This is a genomic window from Nocardioides renjunii (assembly GCF_034661175.1).
Classification (GTDB): Bacteria; Actinomycetota; Actinomycetes; order Propionibacteriales; family Nocardioidaceae; genus Nocardioides; species Nocardioides renjunii.
Genome location: NZ_CP141058.1, coordinates 1,574,456 through 1,593,975 on the forward strand (window position 1 = coordinate 1,574,456; position 19,520 = coordinate 1,593,975).

Genomic DNA, 19,520 nt, shown 5'->3' on the forward strand with positions numbered 1-19,520 from the left:
CGTGCGTGGGTAGCGTGGCCCCGGTATCCGGGGAGTCAACAGCAGAAGGAGTGAGCGGCCGTGGCCGAGGACCGTCGAGGACAGCGTCCGTCGCGAGGTGGAGCGGGTGCCGACCGAGGCAGCTCGGCCGGTGGACGGAGCGGATCGTCGCCCCGGGGTGGCAGCGCCGCCTCCCGTGGCAAGGACTCCCGCGGAGGCAGTGGCGGTGGCAAGGACTCCCGCGCCGGCGACACCCGCGGTGACTCGCGCGGCGGTCAGCGCGGCGACGCCCGCGGCAAGGCCGGCTCGTCGCGCGGTGGCTACCAGGGTGGCGGCAAGAAGCCGTCCGGCTCAGGCGACCGCGCCTACCGTGGGCGCTCGGAGGAGAAGCCCCGGACGAGCGAGCAGGCGGTCTACGACGGCCCGGACCTGCCGGAGAACATCACCGGGGCGGAGCTTGACCGCGGCATCCGTGCGCAGCTCAAGGGCCTGCCCGAGAAGCTGGCGGCCCGGGTGGCGCGCCACCTCGCGGCGGCCGGCATGCTGATCGACGAGGACCCGGAGAAGGCCTACCAGCACACGCTGGCTGCCCGCGCCCGGGCCTCGAGGCTCGCGGTGGTCCGCGAGGCCACCGGTGAGGCGGCGTACGCTGCCGGCCACTACGCCGAGGCGCTCGCCGAGCTGCGTGCTGCCAAGCGGATGAACGGCGCGACCGATTACCTGCCCATCATGGCCGACTGCCACCGAGCGCTCGGCAACCCCGAGCAGGCCATCAAGCTGGCCAAGAGCCCGTCGGTCGCGAACTTCAGCACCGAGGCGAAGGCGGAGATGACCCTGGTCGAGGCCGGCGCCCGTCGGGACATGGGGCAGCTCGACGCTGCGCTTCGGACGCTCGAGCTGGCGCCGCTGACGTCCAAGAGCCGCTCCGCATGGGTCGTGCGGCTGCGCTACGCGTACGCCGACACGCTCGAGGCCGCCGGTCGCGAGTCCGACGCGCTCGCCTGGTTCCACCGCACGCACGCGATCGACTCCGAGGAGCTGACCGACGCCGCGGCACGCGCCGACCTGCTCGAGCGCCGCCAGTCCTGACCCCGTCGTGCTGGCCGGCCGGTCCGGACCTGGGCATGTGCTGGTATTCACGCGCCACATGGGCCACAATGGAGCCCTAATCACATAGGTGTCACTCGACCTCCATCGAGCAACGACGACAGAACGCTGGGGAAGGCGCATCTGGAGCGTCGGAACTCAAGGAGGTCATGGTGACCACACGCATTGCTTCCCGCCCGGACGGTCCGGGGACGCGGGGCATTCTCTACGTGCACTCTGCGCCCTCCGCGCTCTGCCCTCACATCGAGTGGGCGGTCGGCGGGGTGCTCGGAGCTGCCGTCTCGCTCGACTGGACGCCGCAGCCTGCCCAGCCGGGCGCATACCGCGCGGAGCTGTCCTGGTCCGGCGCGGCCGGCACCGCTGCCGCCGTCGCGTCGGCGCTGCGCGGCTGGAACCACCTGCGCTTCGAGATCACCGAGGAGCCGACCAGCTCCACCGAGGGCACGCGCTTCTCGTGCACGCCCGACCTGGGCATCTTCCACGCGATCACCGGACCGCACGGCGACATCCTCATCCCGGAGGACCGCCTGAAGGCGGCCGTCGTCAAGGCGGCGCTCGGTGACACGACGCTGCTGCTCGAGATCGACAGCCTGCTCGGCAAGCCGTGGGACGACGAGCTCGAGACCTTCCGCCACGCCGGCGAGGGCGCTCCCGTGCGGTGGCTCCACCAGGTCGTCTGACGCTTGTCCGTCCCGTAGGGACGGCCGCACCACGGCGACGGGCGCGTCCGGCGCCCGTCGCCGAGGCGGGTCAGAGCGGGATGTTGCCGTGCCGCCCGCGGCGTACGCCGGCGGTGTCGATCTCGTGGCGCATGGCCTCGGCGATGGCGCTGCGCGTGCGCGTCGGCTCCACGACCTCGTCGACGACGCCGATCTCGACGGCCTTGTCGACGCCCCCCGCGATGCGCTCGTGCTCGGCGGCGAGCTCGGCCTCGACCTGCGGACGGATCTCGGGGGAGACCTCGGCCAGCTTGCGCCGGTGCAGGATGCGGATCGCCGCGACGGCACCCATGACGGCCACCTCGGCCCCCGGCCAGGCGAAGACTCGCGTCGCGCCCAGCGAGCGGGCGTTCATGGCGATGTAGGCGCCGCCGTAGGTCTTGCGGGTCACCAGGGTCACCCGGGGGACCACGCACTCGCCGAAGGCGTGCAGCAGCTTGGCGCCGCGGCGGACGACCCCGTCCCACTCCTGGCCCACGCCGGGCAGGTAGCCCGGGACGTCGACCAGGACGACGAGCGGGACGCCAAAGGCGTCGCACATGCGGACGAAGCGGGACGCCTTCTCCGCGGAGAGGGAGTCGAGGCATCCGCCGAGCCGCAGCGGGTTGTTGGCGACCACGCCCACGGTGCGCCCACCGAAGCGGCCCAGGGCCGTGACGATGTTGGGCGCCCACCGGGCGTGCAGCTCCTGCATGGTGCCCTCGTCGAGCAGGCCGTCGACGAGCGGGTGCACGTCGTAGGCGCGCTTCTTGGACTCGGGCAGCAGGGCGCCGAGGTCGCGGTCGTCGACGGACTCCACGGCGAGGCTGCCCTGGGCGCCGAGGAGCGAGGCGACGGTGCGGGCGCGGTCGAGCGCCTCGCGCTCGGACTCGGTGAGGATGTGCACCACGCCGGAGCGGCGCCCGTGCGGCTCGGGACCGCCGAGGCGCAGCATGTCGACGTCCTCGCCGGTGACCGACCGTACGACGTCGGGGCCGGTGACGAAGATGCGGCCCTCCGGGCCGAGGATCACCACGTCGGTGAGGGCGGGACCGTAGGCGGCGCCCCCGGCAGCGGGGCCGAGGACGACGGAGATCTGCGGGATGACGCCGGAGGCCTGGGTCATCACCTGGAAGATGCGGCCGACGGCGTGCAGCGACAGCACGCCCTCGGCCAGGCGGGCCCCGCCGGAGTGCCAGAGGCCGATGATCGGCACGCCGTCGGTGATGGCGCGGTGGTAGGCGTCCACGACGACCCGGCAGCCGACGTCGCCCATCGCGCCGCCCATCACGGTGGCGTCGGAGCAGAAGGCCACCACGGACGTGCCGTCCACGCGGCCGACCGCGGCGAGCATGCCGGAGTCGTCGTCGGGCGTGATCAGCTCGAGGGTGCCGTCGTCGAGCAGGGCGGTGAGGCGGTGGACCGGGTTGCGCGGGTCGTCCTCGCGCGGGAGCTTGACCGGCTTGGTCGCGGTGGTCGTCATCAGTGGTCCTTCCGGGACGGTTCAGATGCTCCCGAAGGCCACGGCGACGTTGGCGCCGCCGAAGCCGAAGGAGTTGTTGAGGGCCACGATGTCCCCGTCGGGCAGGTCGCGCCGCGACGTCGGGATGTCGAGGTGGACCTCGGGGTCCTTGTCGTCGAGGTTGATCGTCGGGGGGCTGACCCGGTCGCGCAGGGCCATCACGGTCGCGACGGCCTCGAGCGCGCCGGCGCCACCGAGGAGGTGGCCGGTCATCGACTTGGTGCTGGTCACGACGCAGCGGTCGACGTGCTCGCCGAGGACGGCGTGCAGCATGAGGCCCTCCGCGATGTCGCCCTTGGGTGTGGAGGTGGCGTGGGCGTTGACGTGGACCACGGTGGCGGGGTCGACGTCGCCCTCGCGCAGCGCCATCTGGATGGCGCGGGTGCCGCCGCGGCCCTCGGGGTCGGGCTGCGCGATGTCGTGCGCGTCGTTGCTGATGCCGGCGCCGCGCACCTCGGCATAGATCGTGGCGCCGCGGGCGCGGGCGTGCTCCTCGGACTCGAGGACGAGCAGGGCGCCGCCCTCACCGAGCACGAAGCCGTCGCGGGCGGAGTCCCAGGGACGGGAGACGGACGACGGGTCGCGCCCGTCGTCGCCGCTGGCGGTCTTGGACAGGGCCATCATGTTGGCGAACGCCGCCATGGGCAGCGGGTGCATCGCGGCCTCGGTGCCGCCGGCGAGCACGACGTCGGCACGGCCGAGGCGGATCAGGTCGAGGGCCATCGCGATGGCCTCGTTGCCGGACGCGCAGGCCGACGTGGGTGCGTGGACGGCAGCGCGCGCGCCGTACTTGAGGCTCACGTTGGCGGCCGGGGCGTTGGGCATCAGCATCGGCACGGCGAGCGGCGAGACGCGGCGCGCGCCCTTCTCGAGCAGCGCGTCGTAGTTGGCCAGCAGCGTCGTGACGCCGCCGATCCCGGAGGCGACGGCGACAGCGAGGCGCTCGGGGTCGAGGCCGGAGCCCTCGAGCCCGGCATCGGCCCAGGCCTGCTCGGCAGCGACCATCGCGAACTGGCTCGACCGGTCGAGCCGGCGGGCCTTGACGCGGTCGAGCACCTCGGACGGCTCGACGGCGACGCGGCCGCCGATCTTGACCGGCAGCTGGTCGACCCACTCGTCGTCGAGGTACCGGACGCCGGACGTGCCGGCGAGCATCGCCTGCCACGTGGAGGCGACGTCTCCACCGACGGGGGAGGTGGCGCCGAGGCCGGTGACGACTACGCGGGTCGAGGGCATCAGATGAGGTTCCGTTCCGTGCGGGGGTGAGGGTTTCCGTGGTCGCGGGGGCCGGGCTGCTCGCCCGGCCACCCGCGACGTGGCCGGAGGGCGTCAGCCCTGGGCGCGCTCGATGTAGGCGACGGCGTCACCCACGGTCTTGAGGTTCTTGACCTCGTCGTCCGGGATGGTCACGCCGAACTTCTCCTCGGCGGCCACGACGACCTCGACCATGGAGAGCGAGTCGACGTCGAGGTCGTCCACGAAGGACTTGTCCAGCTGGACGTCGTCGGCGTCGACGCCGGCCACCTCGTTGACGATGTCAGCGAGGTCGGCGCGGATTTCTTCGGTGGTGGCCATGGGCCTCCCTTTCTTCTTGGGGTGGTTCTTCGGACGGATCAGGGGCTTGCGGGGCGGTCTCGAGGGTGGTCCGGGGGACCGCGGGACTGGTCAGGGGACGGTGACGACCTGGGCGGCGTAGGACAGGCCGGCGCCGAAGGCGATGAGGAGCGCGGTGTCGCCCGGCCTGGCCTCGCCCTCCTCCATCATCCGGTCGAGGGCGAGTGGGACCGACGCGGCGGAGGTGTTGCCCTGCTCGGCGACGTCGCGGGCGATCCGGACGGTGCCGGGCAGCTTCATCGAGCGGGCCATCGCGTCGATGATGCGCATGTTGGCCTGGTGGGGCACGAAGACGTCGAGGTCGTCGAGGCTCACGCCGGCCGCGTCCAGCGCCTGCTGGCCGATCTTGGCCATCGCGAACGACGCCCAGCGGAAGACCGGGTTGCCCTGCATGGTGAGGTGCGGCATCACGCCACTGCCGGGGACCTCGGGGGTGCCGACGACGTCGCGCCAGTCCTCGCGCTGCCGGATGAGGTCGAACTGCTCGCCGTCGGAGCCCCACACGACCGGGCCGATGCCGGGCGTCTCGCTGGGACCCACGACGGCCGCGCCGGCGCCGTCGGCGAAGATGAAGGCGGTGCCGCGGTCCGTGAGGTCGAGGATGTCGGTCAGGCGCTCGACACCGACGACCAGGACGTAGCGGGAGCTGCCGGCGCGGACGAGGTCCGAGGCGAGGGCGATCCCGTGGCAGAACCCGGAGCAGGCGGCGGAGATGTCGAAGGCGGCGGCGTCGGTGCCGAGCTCGTGGGCGATCGCCGTGGCGACGGCCGGGGTCTGGAGCAGGTGGCTGACCGTCGCGACGACCACGCAGTCGATCTGGCCGGCGTCGAGACCGGCCCGCTCGAGGGCGATGCGCGAGGCCTCGACGGACATCATCTGCACCGACTCGTCGGGACCGGCCCAGCGGCGCGTCCTGATGCCGGAGCGCTGCTGGATCCACTCGTCGCTGGAGTCGATCGCGTCGACGACGTCGGAGTTGGGGACGACCCGGACGGGTCGGTAGGCACCCACGCCCATGATGCGGGCGTGGGGGGCTCCGGTCCTGTCGGTGAGCGCCGCCATCAGAGGGTCGCCTCGGGGTGGAGCCGCAGCAGCGGCTGCCCGGGGGAGACCAGGTCGCCGTCCTCGACGAGCCACTCGACGACGGAGCCGCCGTGGGGCGCCGTGATCTCGGTGCGGTCGCGGAGGCTGGCGACCGCGCCGATCGACGCACCGGGGGCGAGCACGTCGCGCTCGACGGCCTCGGAGGAGAGGTGGAAGGTGCCCTTGGCGGGCGAGACCACCATGCGCCAGGTCGGCGTGGTCTCGATCATCGAGGCCTCCCCGTGCTTGTCGCAGAAGTCGCGGGCGGCGTCGAGCTGGTCGGGCGTCTTGAGGGCGAACGTCTCGACGCCCTTGAGCGCGCGCTTGGCGATGCCGGTCAGCGTGCCGGCGGGCGGCATCTCGAGGACGCCGGTGACGCCGAGGTCGGTCATCGTCTCCAGGCACAGGTCCCAGCGGACCGGACTGGCGATCTGACCGACCATCCGACGCAGCACGTCGCGCCCGTCGTGGACGATCTGGCCGTCGCGGTTGGAGATCACCGGCGTGCGCGGGTCGTGGGTGGAGACCGAGCGCGCGAGCGAGGCGAGCCGGTCGACAGCAGGCGCCATGTGGGTGGTGTGGAAGGCGCCTGCGACGCTCAGCGGCATCAGGCGGGCCTTGGCCGGCGGGTCCTCGGCGAACGCTGCGAGCTGCTCCATGGTGCCCGCGGCGACGACCTGGCCGGGGCCGTTGTCGTTGGCGGGGGTCAGGCCGTGGCGCTCGATCGCCGCGAGCACCTCCTCGCGGTCACCGCCGAGGACGGCCGTCATGCCGGTGGCCGTGGTGGCGGCGGCGTCGGCCATCGCGTTGCCGCGCTCGCGGACGAGGACCATCGCCTGCTCGGCGGTGATCACCCGGGCGCCCGCGGCCGCGCTGAGCTCACCGACGCTGTGGCCGGCGACCGCGCCGATGCGGGCGAAAGCGTCGGCGGGGTGCGGGAACAGGTCGAGGGCCGCGATGAGTCCGGTCGCGACCAGCAGCGGCTGGGCGATCTTGGTGTCGCGGATGGTCTCGGCGTCGGCCTTCGTGCCGTAGTGGGCGAGGTCGATGTCGGCGACGGTGGCCAGCCAGTCGAACCGCGCGGCGAAGACGGGGTCCTCGAGCCAGGGCGTGAGGAAGCCGGGGGTCTGGGCCCCCTGGCCGGGGGCGACGATGACGAGCACGGGGTCCACTCTGCCGGGTGCGCGGCTCCGCTCGCGGGTCCGACGCCGACGAAACTCACCCGGGGATCGTTGGAGGTTTCCTACAACTCGGTGCGGCCGGACTGGCGGCCGAGGATGAGCGCGAGCTGGAGGGCGAAGGCCTCCCGGGGACGGGTCGGCGACCACCCGGTGAGCTCCGAGACCTGGCGCAGCCGGTAGCGCACGGTGTTGGGGTGCACGAAGAGCGCACGGGCCGTCCCCTCGATGGAGGCGCCGTGCTCGAACCAGGCGCCGAGGGTCTCGAGGAGCGTGCCGCGCGTGGCCATGAGGGGGAGGTAGACCTCGTCGACGAGGTGTCGCCGGGCGTGCCCGTCGCCGGCGAGCGCGCGCTCGGGGAGCAGGTCGCGGCTGGCCACGGGACGGGGTGCGTCCGGCCAGCCGCTGGCCGCGCGGTGGGCCGACAGCGCGGCGCGGGCCGAGGCGTTGGCGTGGGCGAGGTCGGCGGTGACGGGTCCGACCACCACCGGTCCGTCGCCGAAGTGGTCGAGCAACCGGGTCGCGGCCTTGAGCGGGTCGGTGACGCCGCCGAGCACGACCACGAGCCGCTCGCCCTGCGTGGCGCAGAGCGCGTCCATGTCGCCGACGCGTGCGGAGCGGCGTACGGACTCGAAGACGTCGAGCTCGGCACGGTGCGGGGGAACCGCGCCCAGCACGACGGCCACGTCGCCGTGGGCGCCCCAGCCGAGCGCGCTGGCGCGTGACAGGACCGTCTCGTCGGCCTCGGCCCGGACGACCGCGTCGACGACCAGCGCCTCGAGGCGGGCGTCCCAGGCGCCGCGGGACTCGGCGGCCCGCGCGTAGACGGCGGCGGTGGCGAAGGCCACCTCCCGGGCGTAGAGGAGCACGGCGTCGTGGACCTCGCCGACGTCCTCGGGGTCGAGCAGGGCGTCGATGTTGGTCTCGACCACGCGGATGCTCAGCCGCACCAGCTCGACCGTCTGCTGCAGCGAGATCACCCCCGTCAGCTCGCGGGGTGCGGCGCCGAAGACCACCACGTCCAGCGGGTCGTGGGAGGAGACCTCGACCTCGCGGTCGTACCAGTCGACGAAGCCGCGGATGCCGGCCTGGACGATGAGCCCGACCCAGGAGCGGTCCTCGGCGCTGAGGTCGGCGAACCAGGGCAGGTCGGTGGCCATCCGGCCCGTCGCGGCGGTGCTCAGCGTCCCGGACGAGCTGCGCAGCGCCTCGGCTGCGCGGCGTCTGGACGGTGGCATGGGACGACTGTAGTGCCGCAGCGGTTCTCGTGGGGTTCCCACGAAGGGGCCCCGGGCGGGACGGTCGCCGCTGGCGGGCGCCGCAGGTCACGACTGCGCATCGTCACCGTGGTGGCGGGGTACGACGGCGTCCCGTCTGGTTGAATCCGGCACCTGTCCTGACCGGTTGGAGTCCGAGTGCCCCGTCGAGCCGCCCCGCACCTGCAGCACGTCACCGTGCACGGGCACCGTCGGGCGTACGTCCGCGCGGGCTCGGGGCCGGTCGTCCTCCTGCTGCACGGGCTCGGCTGCGACCACACGACCTGGGACCCCGTCATCGGGCAGCTGTCGCGCACGCACACCGTGATCGCGCCCGACCTCCTCGGCCACGGCAGCTCGGACAAGCCGCGCGCCGACTACAGCGTCGGCGGCTACGCCAACGGGATGCGGGACCTGCTCACCGTGCTGGGCGTCGACACCGCGACGGTGGTCGGGCACAGCCTGGGCGGGGGAGTGGCGATGCAGTTCGCATACCAGTACCCCGAGCGCACCGAGCGGCTGGTGCTGGTGGCGTCCGGCGGCCTCGGCCCCGAGGTGTCCCCGGCGATCCGCGCGGTCACCACCCCCGGGTTCCAGGAGGTGATGGGCCTGCTCACGCTGCCCGGGCTGCGCCACGTCACCACGACCGCGTTGCGGGTGCTCTCCCGCACCGGCGTGCCCGAGCTGCGCGACCTCGGCGAGGTCGCCGCGATCTACGACTCCTTCAAGGACCCCCAGACCCGGGCGGCGATCCGGCACGTCGTCCGCGCGGTGGTGGACTGGAAGGGCCAGGTCATCACGATGGCCGACCGGGCCTACCTCACCGAGGCGATGCCGATGTGCGTCATCTGGGGGGCCGACGACCAGGTGATCCCGGTCGCCCACGCGCAGAACGCCGGCGAGCTCGCCCCGACGGCGCGCATCGAGGTGGTGCCGAACGCCGGCCACTTCCCGCACAAGGACCATCCCGAGCGGTTCGTGCGGATCCTGCGCGACTTCATCCGCACGACCGAGCCGAGCCGGCACGACCGCGAGCGGTGGCGCGAGCTCCTCGAGGAGGGAGCACCCGTGGTCCCGGCCGAGGCCGAGGCGGGGGAGCCCCCGGTGACGCCGGTGCCCGCCGCGGGGTGAGCCGCGGCGGGCCGGCGTCGGGGACGGCGTGCGCCGTCAGGCGTCGCCGCCCTCCTGCTTGATGTCCTTGGTCGCCGTCGGGTCGTCGATCCGGTAGCGCTGGGCTGCCTCGACCGCCTTCTCGGCGGGCAGCTCGCCGGCGTCCGCGAGCGCCTGCAGCGCCTGGACGACGACGCTCGGCGCGTCGATGTGGAAGAAGCGACGTGCGGCCGGGCGGGTGTCGGCGAAGCCGAACCCGTCGGCACCGAGGACCCGGTAGTCGGCCGGGACCCAGCGCGCGATCTGCAGCGGGACGGCCCGCATGTAGTCGGACACGGCGACGACCGGACCCCGGGCGCCGGCGAGCTTGTCGCTGACGTAGGCGGTGCGGTGCTGCTCGCCGGGATTGAGGAGGTTCCACTCCTCGGCGGCGGCGCCGTCACGGGCCAGCTCGTTCCACGACGTCACCGACCACAGGTCGGACTGGACGCCCCAGTCCTCGGCGAGCATCCGCGCCGCGTCCTGGATCCACGGGAAGCCGACGCCGGAGGCCATCAGCTGCACGCGCGGGCCCTCGCCGTCGGCGGTGGACACGCGGTGGATGCCGCGCAGGATCCCCTCGACGTCCACGTCGGCCGGCTCGGCCGGCATCGACACCGGCTCGTTGTAGACGGTCAGGTAGAAGATGACGTCCTCGCCCTGGCCCTCCGGCCCGCCCGAGCCGTACATCCGCTCGAGGCCGTCCTGCATGATGTGGGCGATCTCGTAGGAGAACGCGGGGTCGTAGTGCACGACCGCCGGGTTGGTCGCCGCGAGCAGCGGCGAGTGGCCGTCGGCGTGCTGGAGGCCCTCGCCGGTCAGCGTGGTGCGCCCGGCCGTCGCGCCGATCAGGAAGCCGCGGGCGAGCTGGTCGGCCATCGCCCAGATCGAGTCGCCGGTGCGCTGGAACCCGAACATCGAGTAGAAGATGTAGAACGGGATCATGTGCTCGCCGTGGGTGGCGTAGGCCGACCCGGCCGCCGTCGCCGAGGCCATGGCACCCGCCTCGGAGATGCCCTCGTGGAGCATCTGGCCCTGCGCGGACTCCTTGTAGGAGAGCAGCATCTTGCGGTCGACCGACTCGTACTGCTGGCCGCCGGGGTTGTAGACCTTGGCGCTCGGGAACATGGAGTCCATGCCGAAGGTGCGGTACTCGTCGGGGGCGATCGGGACGAGGCGCTCGCCGATCTCCGGGTCCTTCATCCAGTCGCGGAGCAGGCGCACCACGGCCATGGTGGTGGCGAACTTGTTCTTGCCCGAGCCCTGCTTGAGCTCGGCGTAGAGCTCGTCGCCGGGGAGCTTGAGCGCGGTGGACCGGTTGATCCGGCGGGGGATAGAGCCGCCGAGTGCCCTGCGGCGCTCGAGCATGTAGTCGATCTCCGGCGAGGAGGCGCCCGGGTGGTAGAACGGCGCGCCGCCGGTCTTCTCGTAGGACTCCTCGAGGTCGCGGTCGCTGATCGGCAGGTAGAGCCGGTCGCGGAACTTCTTGAGGTCCGGGAGCGTCAGCTTCTTCATCTGGTGGGTGGCGTTCTTGCCCTCGAGGGCGTCGATCGTCCAGCCCTTGATGGTGTGCGCCAGGATCACCGTCGGCTGCCCGGTGTGCTTGGTCGCGGCGTCGAACGCGGCGTAGACCTTGCGGTAGTCGTGGCCACCGCGCGGCAGCTTCTCGATCTGCGTGTCGCTCATGTGCTCGACCATCTTGCGCAGGCGCGGGTCGCCGCCGAAGAAGTGCTCGCGGACGTAGGCGCCGTCCTCGGTCGAGTAGGTCTGGAAGGCGCCGTCGGGCGTGGTGTTCATCTGGTTGACCAGGACGCCGTCGACGTCCTTGGCGAGCAGCGCGTCCCACTCGCGGCCCCACACGACCTTGATGACGTTCCAGCCGGCACCGCGGAAGTTGGCCTCGAGCTCCTGGATGATCTTGCCGTTGCCCGTGACCGGGCCGTCGAGCTGCTGCAGGTTGCAGTTGATGACCCAGGTGAGGTTGTCGAGCTCCTCGCGGGCCGCGACGCGGATGGCGCCGAGCGACTCGGGCTCGGCCATCTCGCCGTCACCCATGAAGGCCCACACGTGCTGCTGGTCGGTGTCCTTGATGCCGCGGTTGTCGAGGTAGCGGTTGAACCGGGCCTGGTAGATCGAGTTGATGGCGGTCAGGCCCATCGAGACCGTCGGGAACTCCCAGAAGTCGGGCATGAGCCGCGGGTGGGGGTACGACGGCAGGCCGGCGCCGCGGCCGTGCTGGACCTCCTGGCGGAAGCGGTAGAGTTGCTCCTCGCTGAGGCGGCCCTCGAGGAACGCGCGGGCGTAGACACCCGGCGAGCCGTGGCCCTGGATGTAGATCTGGTCGCCGCCGCCCTCGTGGTCCTTGCCGCGGAAGAAGTGGTTGAAGCCGACCTCGTAGAGGCTCGCCGAGGACTGGTAGGTGGCGATGTGGCCGCCGACCTCGAGGCCCTTGCGGTTGGCCGAGGACACCATGACCGCGGCGTTCCAGCGGATGAAGGCGCGGATGCGGCGCTCGACGTCCTCGTCGCCGGGGAACCACGGCTCGCGCTCCGGCGGGATGGTGTTGATGTAGTCGGTCGAGCGCAGGGCCGGGACGCCGACCTGCTTCTCGCGCGCACGCTCGAGGAGGCGCAGCATCACGTAGCGAGCCCGGTCGCGGCCCCGGTCGTCGAGCATCGCGTCGAAGGACGCGAGCCACTCCTGGGTCTCGTCGGGGTCGATGTCCGGCAGCTGGGTGGGGAGTCCCTCGTGGATCACCGACGCGATGGCCGGGCTCTTGCGGGACTTGTCAGCGTCACTCACTCACTCATCGTGTCACGCGACGCGGCGCCACGAAATCTACCCATGGGTAGCGGCATCTGCCGTGAGACGCGTCCCACCGACACGCTCGACGGACGGGCCGGGGTTGCGGCGCCTGCTGTGTTCGGGTGGACTATGCGCAATCCCCGCCTGTCACAGGCGTACCCGGACATTGGAGGCACTGCGTGAGCTCGACGGTGGGCGACTCTGCCCCGGCGACCGGCACGGGCGATCGGCTGGGGCTCAAGCCCGGCATGGTCGTCCAGGAACTCGGCTGGGACAACGACACCGATGACGAGCTGCGCGTCGCGGTCGAGGACCGGATCGACGCAGACATGGTCGACGGTGACTACGGCAACGTCGTGGACGCGGTGCTGCTGTGGTGGCGCGACGACGACGGCGACCTGGTCGACGGCCTCGTCGACGCGCTGACCGACCTGGTGGGCGGCGGCTCGATCTGGCTGCTGACGCCGAAGGTCGGGCGGCCCGGCACCGTCGACCCGGCGGACATCGCCGAGGCGGCACCCGTCGCGGGCCTGTCGCAGACGACCACGGCCGCGGTCAGCAAGGACTGGCAGGCGACCCGCCTGGTCGCCCCGAAGACGCCCGCGTGACCGGTCGCGGCCTCGCGCACGCCCTCACCACGAGGGCGGGCGGGGCCGCCACCACGGTCCGGGTGCTCGGCAGGGCGGGCGTGATCCGCGCCCACGGCCCGCGGACGCTCGCCGGCGTCGGCCGCGTGGTGCTCCGGTGGGGCACCGGCCCGGCCGGCGGGTTCGCGGGCCTCGCCGTCCGTGCCCCGCACGAGGTGGGCGTCGTCGACGAGCTCGGCGAGCTGACCTGGGGCGAGCTGCACCGACGCTCGAACTCCCTGGCCAGGGCGCTGGCCGAGCGCGGCGTGGGCGAGGGCGACTCGGTCGCGGTGATGTGCCGCAACCACCGCGGGTTCCTCGACGCCACCATCGCCGTGGCCAAGCTCGGCGCCGACATCCTCTACCTCAACACCTCCTTCGCCGGTCCCCAGCTCGTCGACGTCCTCCACCGCGAGGCGCCGAGCATGGTGGTCCACGACGAGGAGTTCACCGACCTGCTGGTCGGGGCCTCCGTCGAGCGGCGCGTGCTCGCCTGGACCGACGGCGTCCCGTCGGCAGGGGTCGAGACGCTCGAGCAGCTGGTGTCGGCGTACGACGAGGGCGACCTGCAGCCGCCGGCACGCCACGCCCGGATCGTGATCCTCACCTCCGGCACCACCGGCGCGCCCAAGGGGGCGCCGCGCAAGGAGGCCGGCATCGACGCCGCGGTCTCGCTGCTCTCGCGGATGCCGTTGCGGGCGGGGTGGCGCACGCACGTCGCGGCGCCGCTGTTCCACACCTGGGGCTTCGCGCACCTCGCGCTGGCGATGCTGCTCGGCTCGACGCTGGTGCTGCGGAGGACGTTCGACCCCGCCACCGCGCTGCGCACGGCGCAGGACGAGCGCTGCGAGTCGATGGTCGTGATCCCGGTGATGCTCCAGCGGATGCTCGCGCTCGATCCCGGGGTGCTCGACGGGATCGACCTGTCCCGCATGCGGGTCGTGGCGTCGTCGGGCTCCGCGCTGCCGGCCACGCTCGCCGAGGCGTGGATGGACCGCTTCGGTGACAACCTCTACAACATCTACGGCTCCACCGAGGTCGCCTACGCCTCGATCGCCACGCCCGAGGACCTGCGGGCCGACCCGACCTCGGCGGGCAGGCCGCCCCACGGCACGGTCGTGCGGATCCTCGACGAGGCCGGTCGCGAGCTGCCCCGGGGGAAGACCGGGCGGATCTTCGTCGGCAACGCGCTGCTCTTCGAGGGCTACACCCACGGCGGGTCGAAGGAGGTCGTCGACGGGCTGATGTCGTCGGGCGACGTGGGCTGGTTCGACGACGCCGGCCGGCTGCACGTGGCGGGCCGGGACGACGACATGATCGTCTCCGGCGGCGAGAACGTCTTCCCGCAGGAGGTCGAGGACTGCCTGGTCACCCACGAGCGCGTGCGGGAGGTCGCTGCCGTGGGCGTCGAGGACGACGACTATGGTCAGCGCTTGCGCGCCTTCGTGGTGCGCACCGGCGAGGTGTCGGACGACGAGCTGCGCGAGCACGTGAGGGCCAACCTGGCGAGGTTCAAGGTGCCCCGCGAGATCGTGTTCCTCGACGAGCTGCCGCGCAACGCCACGGGCAAGGTCCTCAAGCGGGAGCTCGCCCGGCCGGACCGGCCCCCGCACGAGCAACCCGGGGACGACCCGGGGACCGGCACCGAGGACGGCACGAGGGACGGCAAGGAGAAGGCGTGAACGGCGAGGGCCTGTGCATCGGCGACGAGGCACCCGACTTCACGTTGCGCGACCAGTTCGGCCAGGACGTGCGGCTCAGCGAGTTCCGCGGGCGCAAGGCCGTGGCGCTGATGTTCTTCCCGTTCGCGTTCACCGGCGTGTGCACCGGCGAGCTCTCCGGCGTGCGCGACCGGCTCGACGAGTTCCTGTCCTTCGACACCGAGGTGCTGGCACTGTCCTGCGACTCGGTCTACGCCCTGCGCAGCTTCGCCGAGGGGGAGGGACTCAACTTCCCGCTGCTCTCGGACTACTGGCCGCACGGCGCGGTGGCCTCGGCCTACGAGGTGTTCGACCCGGTCAAGGGCGCCCCGCGGCGCTCGTCGTACGTCGTGGACCGGGACGGCCGGCTGCGGTGGGCCGTGCACAACGCGAACCCGGACGGACGCGACCTCGACGAGCACCTCCGCGAGCTGCACGCCGCCGTCGGTCCGGGTCTGGTCTAGACACCTCGCGGCCATTTCGTGGCCTTTTCCGTGAATCCCGGGACGCTGTTGCGGACTGGTGTAATCTTCTTCTTGTTGAGCCGCTGGTGACCCGAGACGCCAGCGGCTCAACTCATTTCTCCCGCGGTCGAGAGCCGGTCCCGGCGCCCCGGGCAGGTCCCGTAGTGTGTGCCACTGCGCGTCGGTAGCTCAGCGGTAGAGCACTCGGTTTACACCCGAGCGGTCGGCGGTTCGAAACCGTCCCGACGCACCGGATCCTCGTGCATGAGAGGCCTCTCATCAGCGCCTCACGGACGGCTCACGCCGCCGCAGCAGTGTCCTCGTCATCGGGCCGACACGGCCCCTGACGAGAGGAACCATGATGAGGAAGCTCCTTCCCACCGCCCTCCTGGGTGTCGCCGGCCTGACCGCGTTCGGCCTGATCGGCATGTCGTCGCCCGTCGTCGCCAGCGGCGCCGACGAGGCCGCCAAGCGCGAGGACGACGCGCCGTCCCTCGTGCTGGTCGCCGACGACGATGACGACGACACCAACGACGACGACGGTGACGACGACACCCGCACCCGCACCGGCAACAGCCGCGACACCAACGACAACACCGCGAGCAACGTCACCGGGGTCAGCCGCGACCGCGACAACAGCCGCGGCGACAACACCCGCGACTGGACGCGCGACGGTGGCGACAAGACGCGGGACAGGACGGCCGGCAACACCAACGACCGCAGCCGCAACGACACCCGCGGCTGACGCGGCCGACCAGACGCGACGACACGGGACGACAGGGGAACGACGATGGGCACGCGCGACGACGGCTGGCACCTCGGGGAGGGCGACCTCCTCGCTCCAGGGCTGAGCGCCCTGAAGCGCCTGGGCGGGGGAACCGCCTACGAGGCGTGGCTGTGCTTCGACGAGGTCACGTGGTCGGCGGTCGTCGTCAAGGTCCTGCGTCCCTCCCAGGTCGACGACGAGTCCTCCCGGCGCGGGCTGCGCCGGGAGGTGCTCGCGCTCGCCACGATCAACCACCCCGTCGTGGTCCGCGGGCTGCGCGACGGGCAGCACGGCGACCGGCCCCACGTCGTCCTCGAGCACATCGACGGCCCGCGGCTCTCCAGCCTGGTCCGTCGCCACGGCCGGCTCCAGGAGCAGCAGTACCTGCCGCTGGCGATCGACGTCGCCTCGGCGCTGCACTACCTGCGCCAGGTCGGCTGGACGCACCTCGACATCAAGCCCAGCAACGTGATCATGGGCGCCCCGGCCCGTCTCATCGACCTCTCGATCGCGCGTCCCGAGGAGGACGCCCGCCGGCTCCGCCACCCCATCGGCACCGATGCCTACATGGCCCCCGAGCAGTGCGACCCGACGGCACCCGGCGGAGCGGTGCCGTCGTACGCCTCCGACGTCTGGGGGCTCGGCGCCACGCTGTTCCACGCCGTCGCGGGTGTCCGGCCGTTCGCCCACGGCGACCCGGACGCCGACGACGTACACCTGCGCTTCCCGCAGCTGGTGGCCGACCCGGCGCCCCTCCCGGACGACGTGCCGCCGACGGTGGCCGACGTCGTGCACGCCTGCCTGCGTCGCGATCCGGCCGGGCGGCCGCTGCCGCACGAGGTCGCCGATGCCCTCGAGCCGGTCCTGGCGGGGCTGCCCCGCGGGTCGCTGGCCGGGTTCCGGATCAGGGGTTGAGCCGGTAGCCGACCCCGCGGACGGTCGAGATCGCGTCGGTGCCCAGCTTCTTGCGCAGGTAGCCGACGTAGACGTCCACGACGTTGGAGCCCGGGTCGAAGTCGTAGCCCCAGACGAGGTCGAGCAGCTGCTCCCTCGTCAGCACCTGCCCGGGGTTGAGCAGGAAGATCTCGGCGAGGGCGAACTCGCGCGCCGACAGCTCGGACTCGCCACGCGGACCCGAGATGCGACGCGTACGCCGGTCCAGGCGGAGGCCGCCGACCACGACGTCGTCCCCGGTGCTCGGGGCATCGGCGGGGGCGAGCGACCGCAGCCGCAGCCGGATGCGCGCCATCAGCTCGGCGAAGCGGAACGGCTTGGCCATGTAGTCGTCGGCGCCGCTGTCCAGGGCGGTGACCGTGTCGGTGACCGAGTCGCGCGCCGTCAGCACGATGACCGGCATCCGGCTGCCCTGCGAGCGCAGGTGGTCGAGGACCTCGAAGCCGTCCATGCCGGGCAGGCCGATGTCGAGCACCATCAGGTCGAAGCGACCGGACAGCGCCTCGTCGAGGCCGCTCGGTCCGTCGCCGGCCACGGTCGGCTGGTGCCCCTCGGCACGCAGGCCCTTCGCCACGAACGAGGCGATGCGCTCCTCGTCCTCCACGATCAGGATCTGGGCCACGTCGTCTCCTCGATGTGCGGGCCGGGCTGGTGGCGGGGCTGCTGCCGGGGTCGGTGCGGGGGCTGCTGGCGTGCCGGTCGTGGCTGGTCGCGCCCCAGGGTGCGGTCGGGCAGGACGATCTCGACGTGCGCCCCCCGGGGCTCGGCGTCGGTGATGCGGACGACGCCGCCGTGCGCGTCGGCGATGGCGCGGACGATGCTCAGGCCGAGCCCGAACCCGTCGTCCCCGGCCCGCACGGTGCTGCGGCCGAAGCGCTCGAGGACGGCCTCGCGGTCCTCGGGCGGGATGCCGTCGCCGCCGTCGCGGACCCACAACCGGACCTCGCCGTCCTCGCGGGTCGAGCCGACGGCGACCACCGAGCCGGGGTCGGTGTGCTTGACGGCGTTGTCGGCGAGCTGGAGCAGCGCCTGGGTCACCCGCTGCTCGTCGAGCACCGCCCGGCCCCGCGCCGTGCCGTCGAGCCGCCACTCCCGCTCGCCGAGCGCGGTGGCCTTGGCCAGCACCGACCGGGTCAGCGCGTCCACGTCCACCTCGCCGAGGACCAGGAAGTCGTGGCGCCGGCTCTTGGCGAGCAGGACGAGGTCGCCCACGAGCCGCGACATCCGGTCCACCTCGTCGAGCAGCAGCTCGCGGGTCTCGGCCAGGTCCTCGGCGTCGCCGTGGTCGAGCAGCTCGAGGTGCCCGCGGACGACGGTGAGCGGGGTCTTGAGCTCGTGGCCCGCGTCGTCGAGGAACTGGCGCTGGGCGGCGAAGCCGGCGTCGAGGCGCTCGAGCATGCCGTTGATGGTCCGGGTGAGCGCTGTGATGTCGTCGTTGCCGCGCTCGGGGATGCGCCGCGACAGGTCCGTCGCCGTGATCTCGCGGGCCGTCTCCTCGAGCGTGCGCAGCGGCGCGAGCAGCCGGCCGGACTGGAAGGCCGCGATCGTGGTGATGAGGCCGAGCGACAGCAGGGCGATGAGGGCGTACGTCTGCAGCGTCCGGTCGAGCTCCTCGTGCTCGTCGCGCAGGAAGTTGACGATGACCAGCGCCCCGTCGCCCTGGGTGTTGGTCACCGGCACGAGCGTCACCCACGTCTCGCCGAAGGTCGGCGACTCGATGACCCGGGTGCCGCCGGCGTCGGCGAGCTCGGCGAGGGCGTCCTGGTAGTCGGGCTCGTCCAGCACCTCCTGGCCGTAGCGGTTGGCCGTGCGCTCCGGCACCTCGCCGCGGACGTAGCCGACGAGCATCTCGTCGTCGTCGGGGACGTTGCGGGTGAGGAAGACGTTGAGCACGCGGCCGACGTCGTCGAAGGGGCGACCGGTGTTGGGGTCGACGCGCAGGTTGCGGAACTCGGCGATCTCCTGCTCGATCTGGTCGTTGACGGCGCGCTCGATCCGCGCGGACTCCAGGGCGTAGACGAGGATCCCGGCACCGGTCATCGCGGCGGCTGTGAGCAGGGCGATGACGGCGGCGATGCGGGTCCGGACGGAGACCTGCGCGAAGCGGCGCGGGGCACCGTCAGTCGTCCCCGTCGTCGTTGGTCTCGTCGTCGGTCGTGTCGTCACTGTCGTCACCGTCATCCCACTCGTCGTCGTCATCCTCGCCGATGGGCGTGGGTTGCGGTGTCACGACCACGGCGTCGTCGCGACCGGAGCCGTCGCGGTCCCCGGGCGTCGGGGACGGCGTGGGGGGCGGTGCGGGGGTCGGCGTCGGGGTCCGCGTGGGGGTCGGCGTCGGGATCGGCCGACGGGCGGGCTCCGGGGTGGGGCTGGTGGTGGGGCTGGTGCGGCGGGACTCCGGGCGGGTGTCCGGGCTGGAGTCCGGGGTCGACGGGCCGTCGCGCAGGATCACCGGGCTGTGGTCCCCGGGACCGGGCAGGTCCGGGGTGGCGAGCGACGTCGCGACGTAGGCCGTCACCGGCACTACGAGCACGAGGAGGACCACCCCCTTCACCAGCTGGCTCATGGCGCGATGGTCGCGCCCGGTCGTCGCAGGAGGATGAGACGCAGATGAGAGAC

Annotated in this window: 18 protein-coding genes and 1 tRNA gene; 9 read left to right on the plus strand and 10 right to left on the minus strand. The window is 72.7% G+C overall.

Annotated features, from left to right (window positions below; translation table 11 throughout):
* The first annotated feature begins 60 nt into the window (after positions 1 to 60).
* Both SHK17_RS07585 and SHK17_RS07590 read left to right on the plus strand, forming a co-directional pair.
* Positions 61 to 1,068, plus strand: a complete 1,008-nt coding sequence (locus SHK17_RS07585) for a tetratricopeptide repeat protein (RefSeq protein ID WP_322921626.1) — start codon at positions 61 to 63, stop codon at positions 1,066 to 1,068.
* 167 nt (positions 1,069 to 1,235) lie between these two features.
* The gene (locus tag SHK17_RS07590; protein WP_322921627.1) at positions 1,236 to 1,766 is read left to right on the plus strand and encodes a DUF3145 domain-containing protein; all 531 of its coding nucleotides are present in this window, start codon (positions 1,236 to 1,238) and stop codon (positions 1,764 to 1,766) included.
* A 70-nt stretch (positions 1,767 to 1,836) separates the two neighbouring features.
* On the opposite strand, the gene SHK17_RS07595 is transcribed toward SHK17_RS07590, so the two are convergent.
* From SHK17_RS07595 to SHK17_RS07620, 6 genes are all read right to left on the minus strand, one after another.
* Positions 1,837 to 3,267, minus strand: a complete 1,431-nt coding sequence (locus SHK17_RS07595) for an acyl-CoA carboxylase subunit beta (protein ID WP_322423878.1) — start codon at positions 3,265 to 3,267, stop codon at positions 1,837 to 1,839.
* Positions 3,268 to 3,288: 21 nt separating this feature from the next.
* Positions 3,289 to 4,542, minus strand: coding sequence for a beta-ketoacyl-[acyl-carrier-protein] synthase family protein (locus tag SHK17_RS07600; protein ID WP_172273614.1), 1,254 nt, complete (start codon positions 4,540 to 4,542; stop codon positions 3,289 to 3,291).
* Between the two features lie 93 nt (positions 4,543 to 4,635).
* The gene (locus SHK17_RS07605) at positions 4,636 to 4,881 is read right to left on the minus strand and encodes an acyl carrier protein (RefSeq protein WP_129456799.1); all 246 of its coding nucleotides are present in this window, start codon (positions 4,879 to 4,881) and stop codon (positions 4,636 to 4,638) included.
* 90 nt (positions 4,882 to 4,971) lie between these two features.
* Positions 4,972 to 5,982, minus strand: a complete 1,011-nt coding sequence (locus SHK17_RS07610) for a beta-ketoacyl-ACP synthase III (protein WP_172273611.1) — start codon at positions 5,980 to 5,982, stop codon at positions 4,972 to 4,974.
* Complete coding sequence (locus SHK17_RS07615) at positions 5,982 to 7,166, minus strand: acyltransferase domain-containing protein (RefSeq protein ID WP_172273608.1); 1,185 nt, start codon at positions 7,164 to 7,166, stop codon at positions 5,982 to 5,984. Before SHK17_RS07615 ends, SHK17_RS07610 begins: the two co-directional genes overlap by 1 nt.
* Before the next feature lie 80 nt (positions 7,167 to 7,246).
* Positions 7,247 to 8,419 carry a PucR family transcriptional regulator gene (locus SHK17_RS07620; protein WP_172273605.1) on the minus strand — a complete coding sequence of 391 codons (1,173 nt, stop codon included), beginning with the start codon at positions 8,417 to 8,419 and terminating at the stop codon, positions 7,247 to 7,249.
* A 177-nt stretch (positions 8,420 to 8,596) separates the two neighbouring features.
* Here SHK17_RS07620 and SHK17_RS07625 point away from each other — a divergent pair, with 177 nt between their 5' ends.
* Positions 8,597 to 9,568: an alpha/beta fold hydrolase gene (locus tag SHK17_RS07625; RefSeq protein WP_322423879.1), complete on the plus strand. Its 972-nt coding sequence runs from the start codon at positions 8,597 to 8,599 to the stop codon at positions 9,566 to 9,568.
* A gap of 36 nt (positions 9,569 to 9,604) precedes the next feature.
* Here the strand turns inward: SHK17_RS07625 and aceE are convergent, their stop codons facing one another.
* Positions 9,605 to 12,388, minus strand: a complete 2,784-nt coding sequence (gene aceE, locus SHK17_RS07630; RefSeq protein WP_322423880.1) for a pyruvate dehydrogenase (acetyl-transferring), homodimeric type — start codon at positions 12,386 to 12,388, stop codon at positions 9,605 to 9,607.
* A gap of 182 nt (positions 12,389 to 12,570) precedes the next feature.
* Here aceE and SHK17_RS07635 point away from each other — a divergent pair, with 182 nt between their 5' ends.
* From SHK17_RS07635 to SHK17_RS07660, 6 genes are all read left to right on the plus strand, one after another.
* Complete coding sequence (locus tag SHK17_RS07635) at positions 12,571 to 12,999, plus strand: DUF3052 family protein (RefSeq protein WP_172273602.1); 429 nt, start codon at positions 12,571 to 12,573, stop codon at positions 12,997 to 12,999.
* Positions 12,996 to 14,699, plus strand: a complete 1,704-nt coding sequence (locus SHK17_RS07640; protein WP_322921628.1) for an AMP-binding protein — start codon at positions 12,996 to 12,998, stop codon at positions 14,697 to 14,699. Before SHK17_RS07635 ends, SHK17_RS07640 begins: the two co-directional genes overlap by 4 nt.
* Positions 14,696 to 15,181 carry a peroxiredoxin gene (locus tag SHK17_RS07645; protein ID WP_322921629.1) on the plus strand — a complete coding sequence of 162 codons (486 nt, stop codon included), beginning with the start codon at positions 14,696 to 14,698 and terminating at the stop codon, positions 15,179 to 15,181. The genes SHK17_RS07640 and SHK17_RS07645 overlap by 4 nt, the downstream gene beginning before the upstream one ends.
* Positions 15,182 to 15,359: 178 nt before the next feature.
* Positions 15,360 to 15,431, plus strand: a tRNA-Val gene (locus tag SHK17_RS07650).
* A gap of 111 nt (positions 15,432 to 15,542) precedes the next feature.
* A complete protein-coding gene (locus SHK17_RS07655) occupies positions 15,543 to 15,926 on the plus strand; it encodes a hypothetical protein (RefSeq protein WP_322921631.1) in 384 nt (127 codons plus the stop codon).
* 45 nt (positions 15,927 to 15,971) lie between these two features.
* Positions 15,972 to 16,862: a serine/threonine-protein kinase gene (locus SHK17_RS07660; RefSeq protein ID WP_322921632.1), complete on the plus strand. Its 891-nt coding sequence runs from the start codon at positions 15,972 to 15,974 to the stop codon at positions 16,860 to 16,862.
* Here the strand turns inward: SHK17_RS07660 and SHK17_RS07665 are convergent.
* Genes SHK17_RS07665 through SHK17_RS07675 form a run of 3 tightly spaced genes read right to left on the minus strand, consistent with a single transcriptional unit; the run spans position 16,852 to position 19,467 of the window.
* Positions 16,852 to 17,523 carry a response regulator gene (locus SHK17_RS07665; RefSeq protein WP_172273587.1) on the minus strand — a complete coding sequence of 224 codons (672 nt, stop codon included), beginning with the start codon at positions 17,521 to 17,523 and terminating at the stop codon, positions 16,852 to 16,854. The genes SHK17_RS07660 and SHK17_RS07665 overlap by 11 nt on opposite strands.
* A complete protein-coding gene (locus SHK17_RS07670; protein WP_322921633.1) occupies positions 17,508 to 19,067 on the minus strand; it encodes a sensor histidine kinase in 1,560 nt (519 codons plus the stop codon). Before SHK17_RS07670 ends, SHK17_RS07665 begins: the two co-directional genes overlap by 16 nt.
* The gene (locus SHK17_RS07675; protein WP_322921634.1) at positions 19,021 to 19,467 is read right to left on the minus strand and encodes a hypothetical protein; all 447 of its coding nucleotides are present in this window, start codon (positions 19,465 to 19,467) and stop codon (positions 19,021 to 19,023) included. Before SHK17_RS07675 ends, SHK17_RS07670 begins: the two co-directional genes overlap by 47 nt.
* Positions 19,468 to 19,520: the final 53 nt, after the last annotated feature.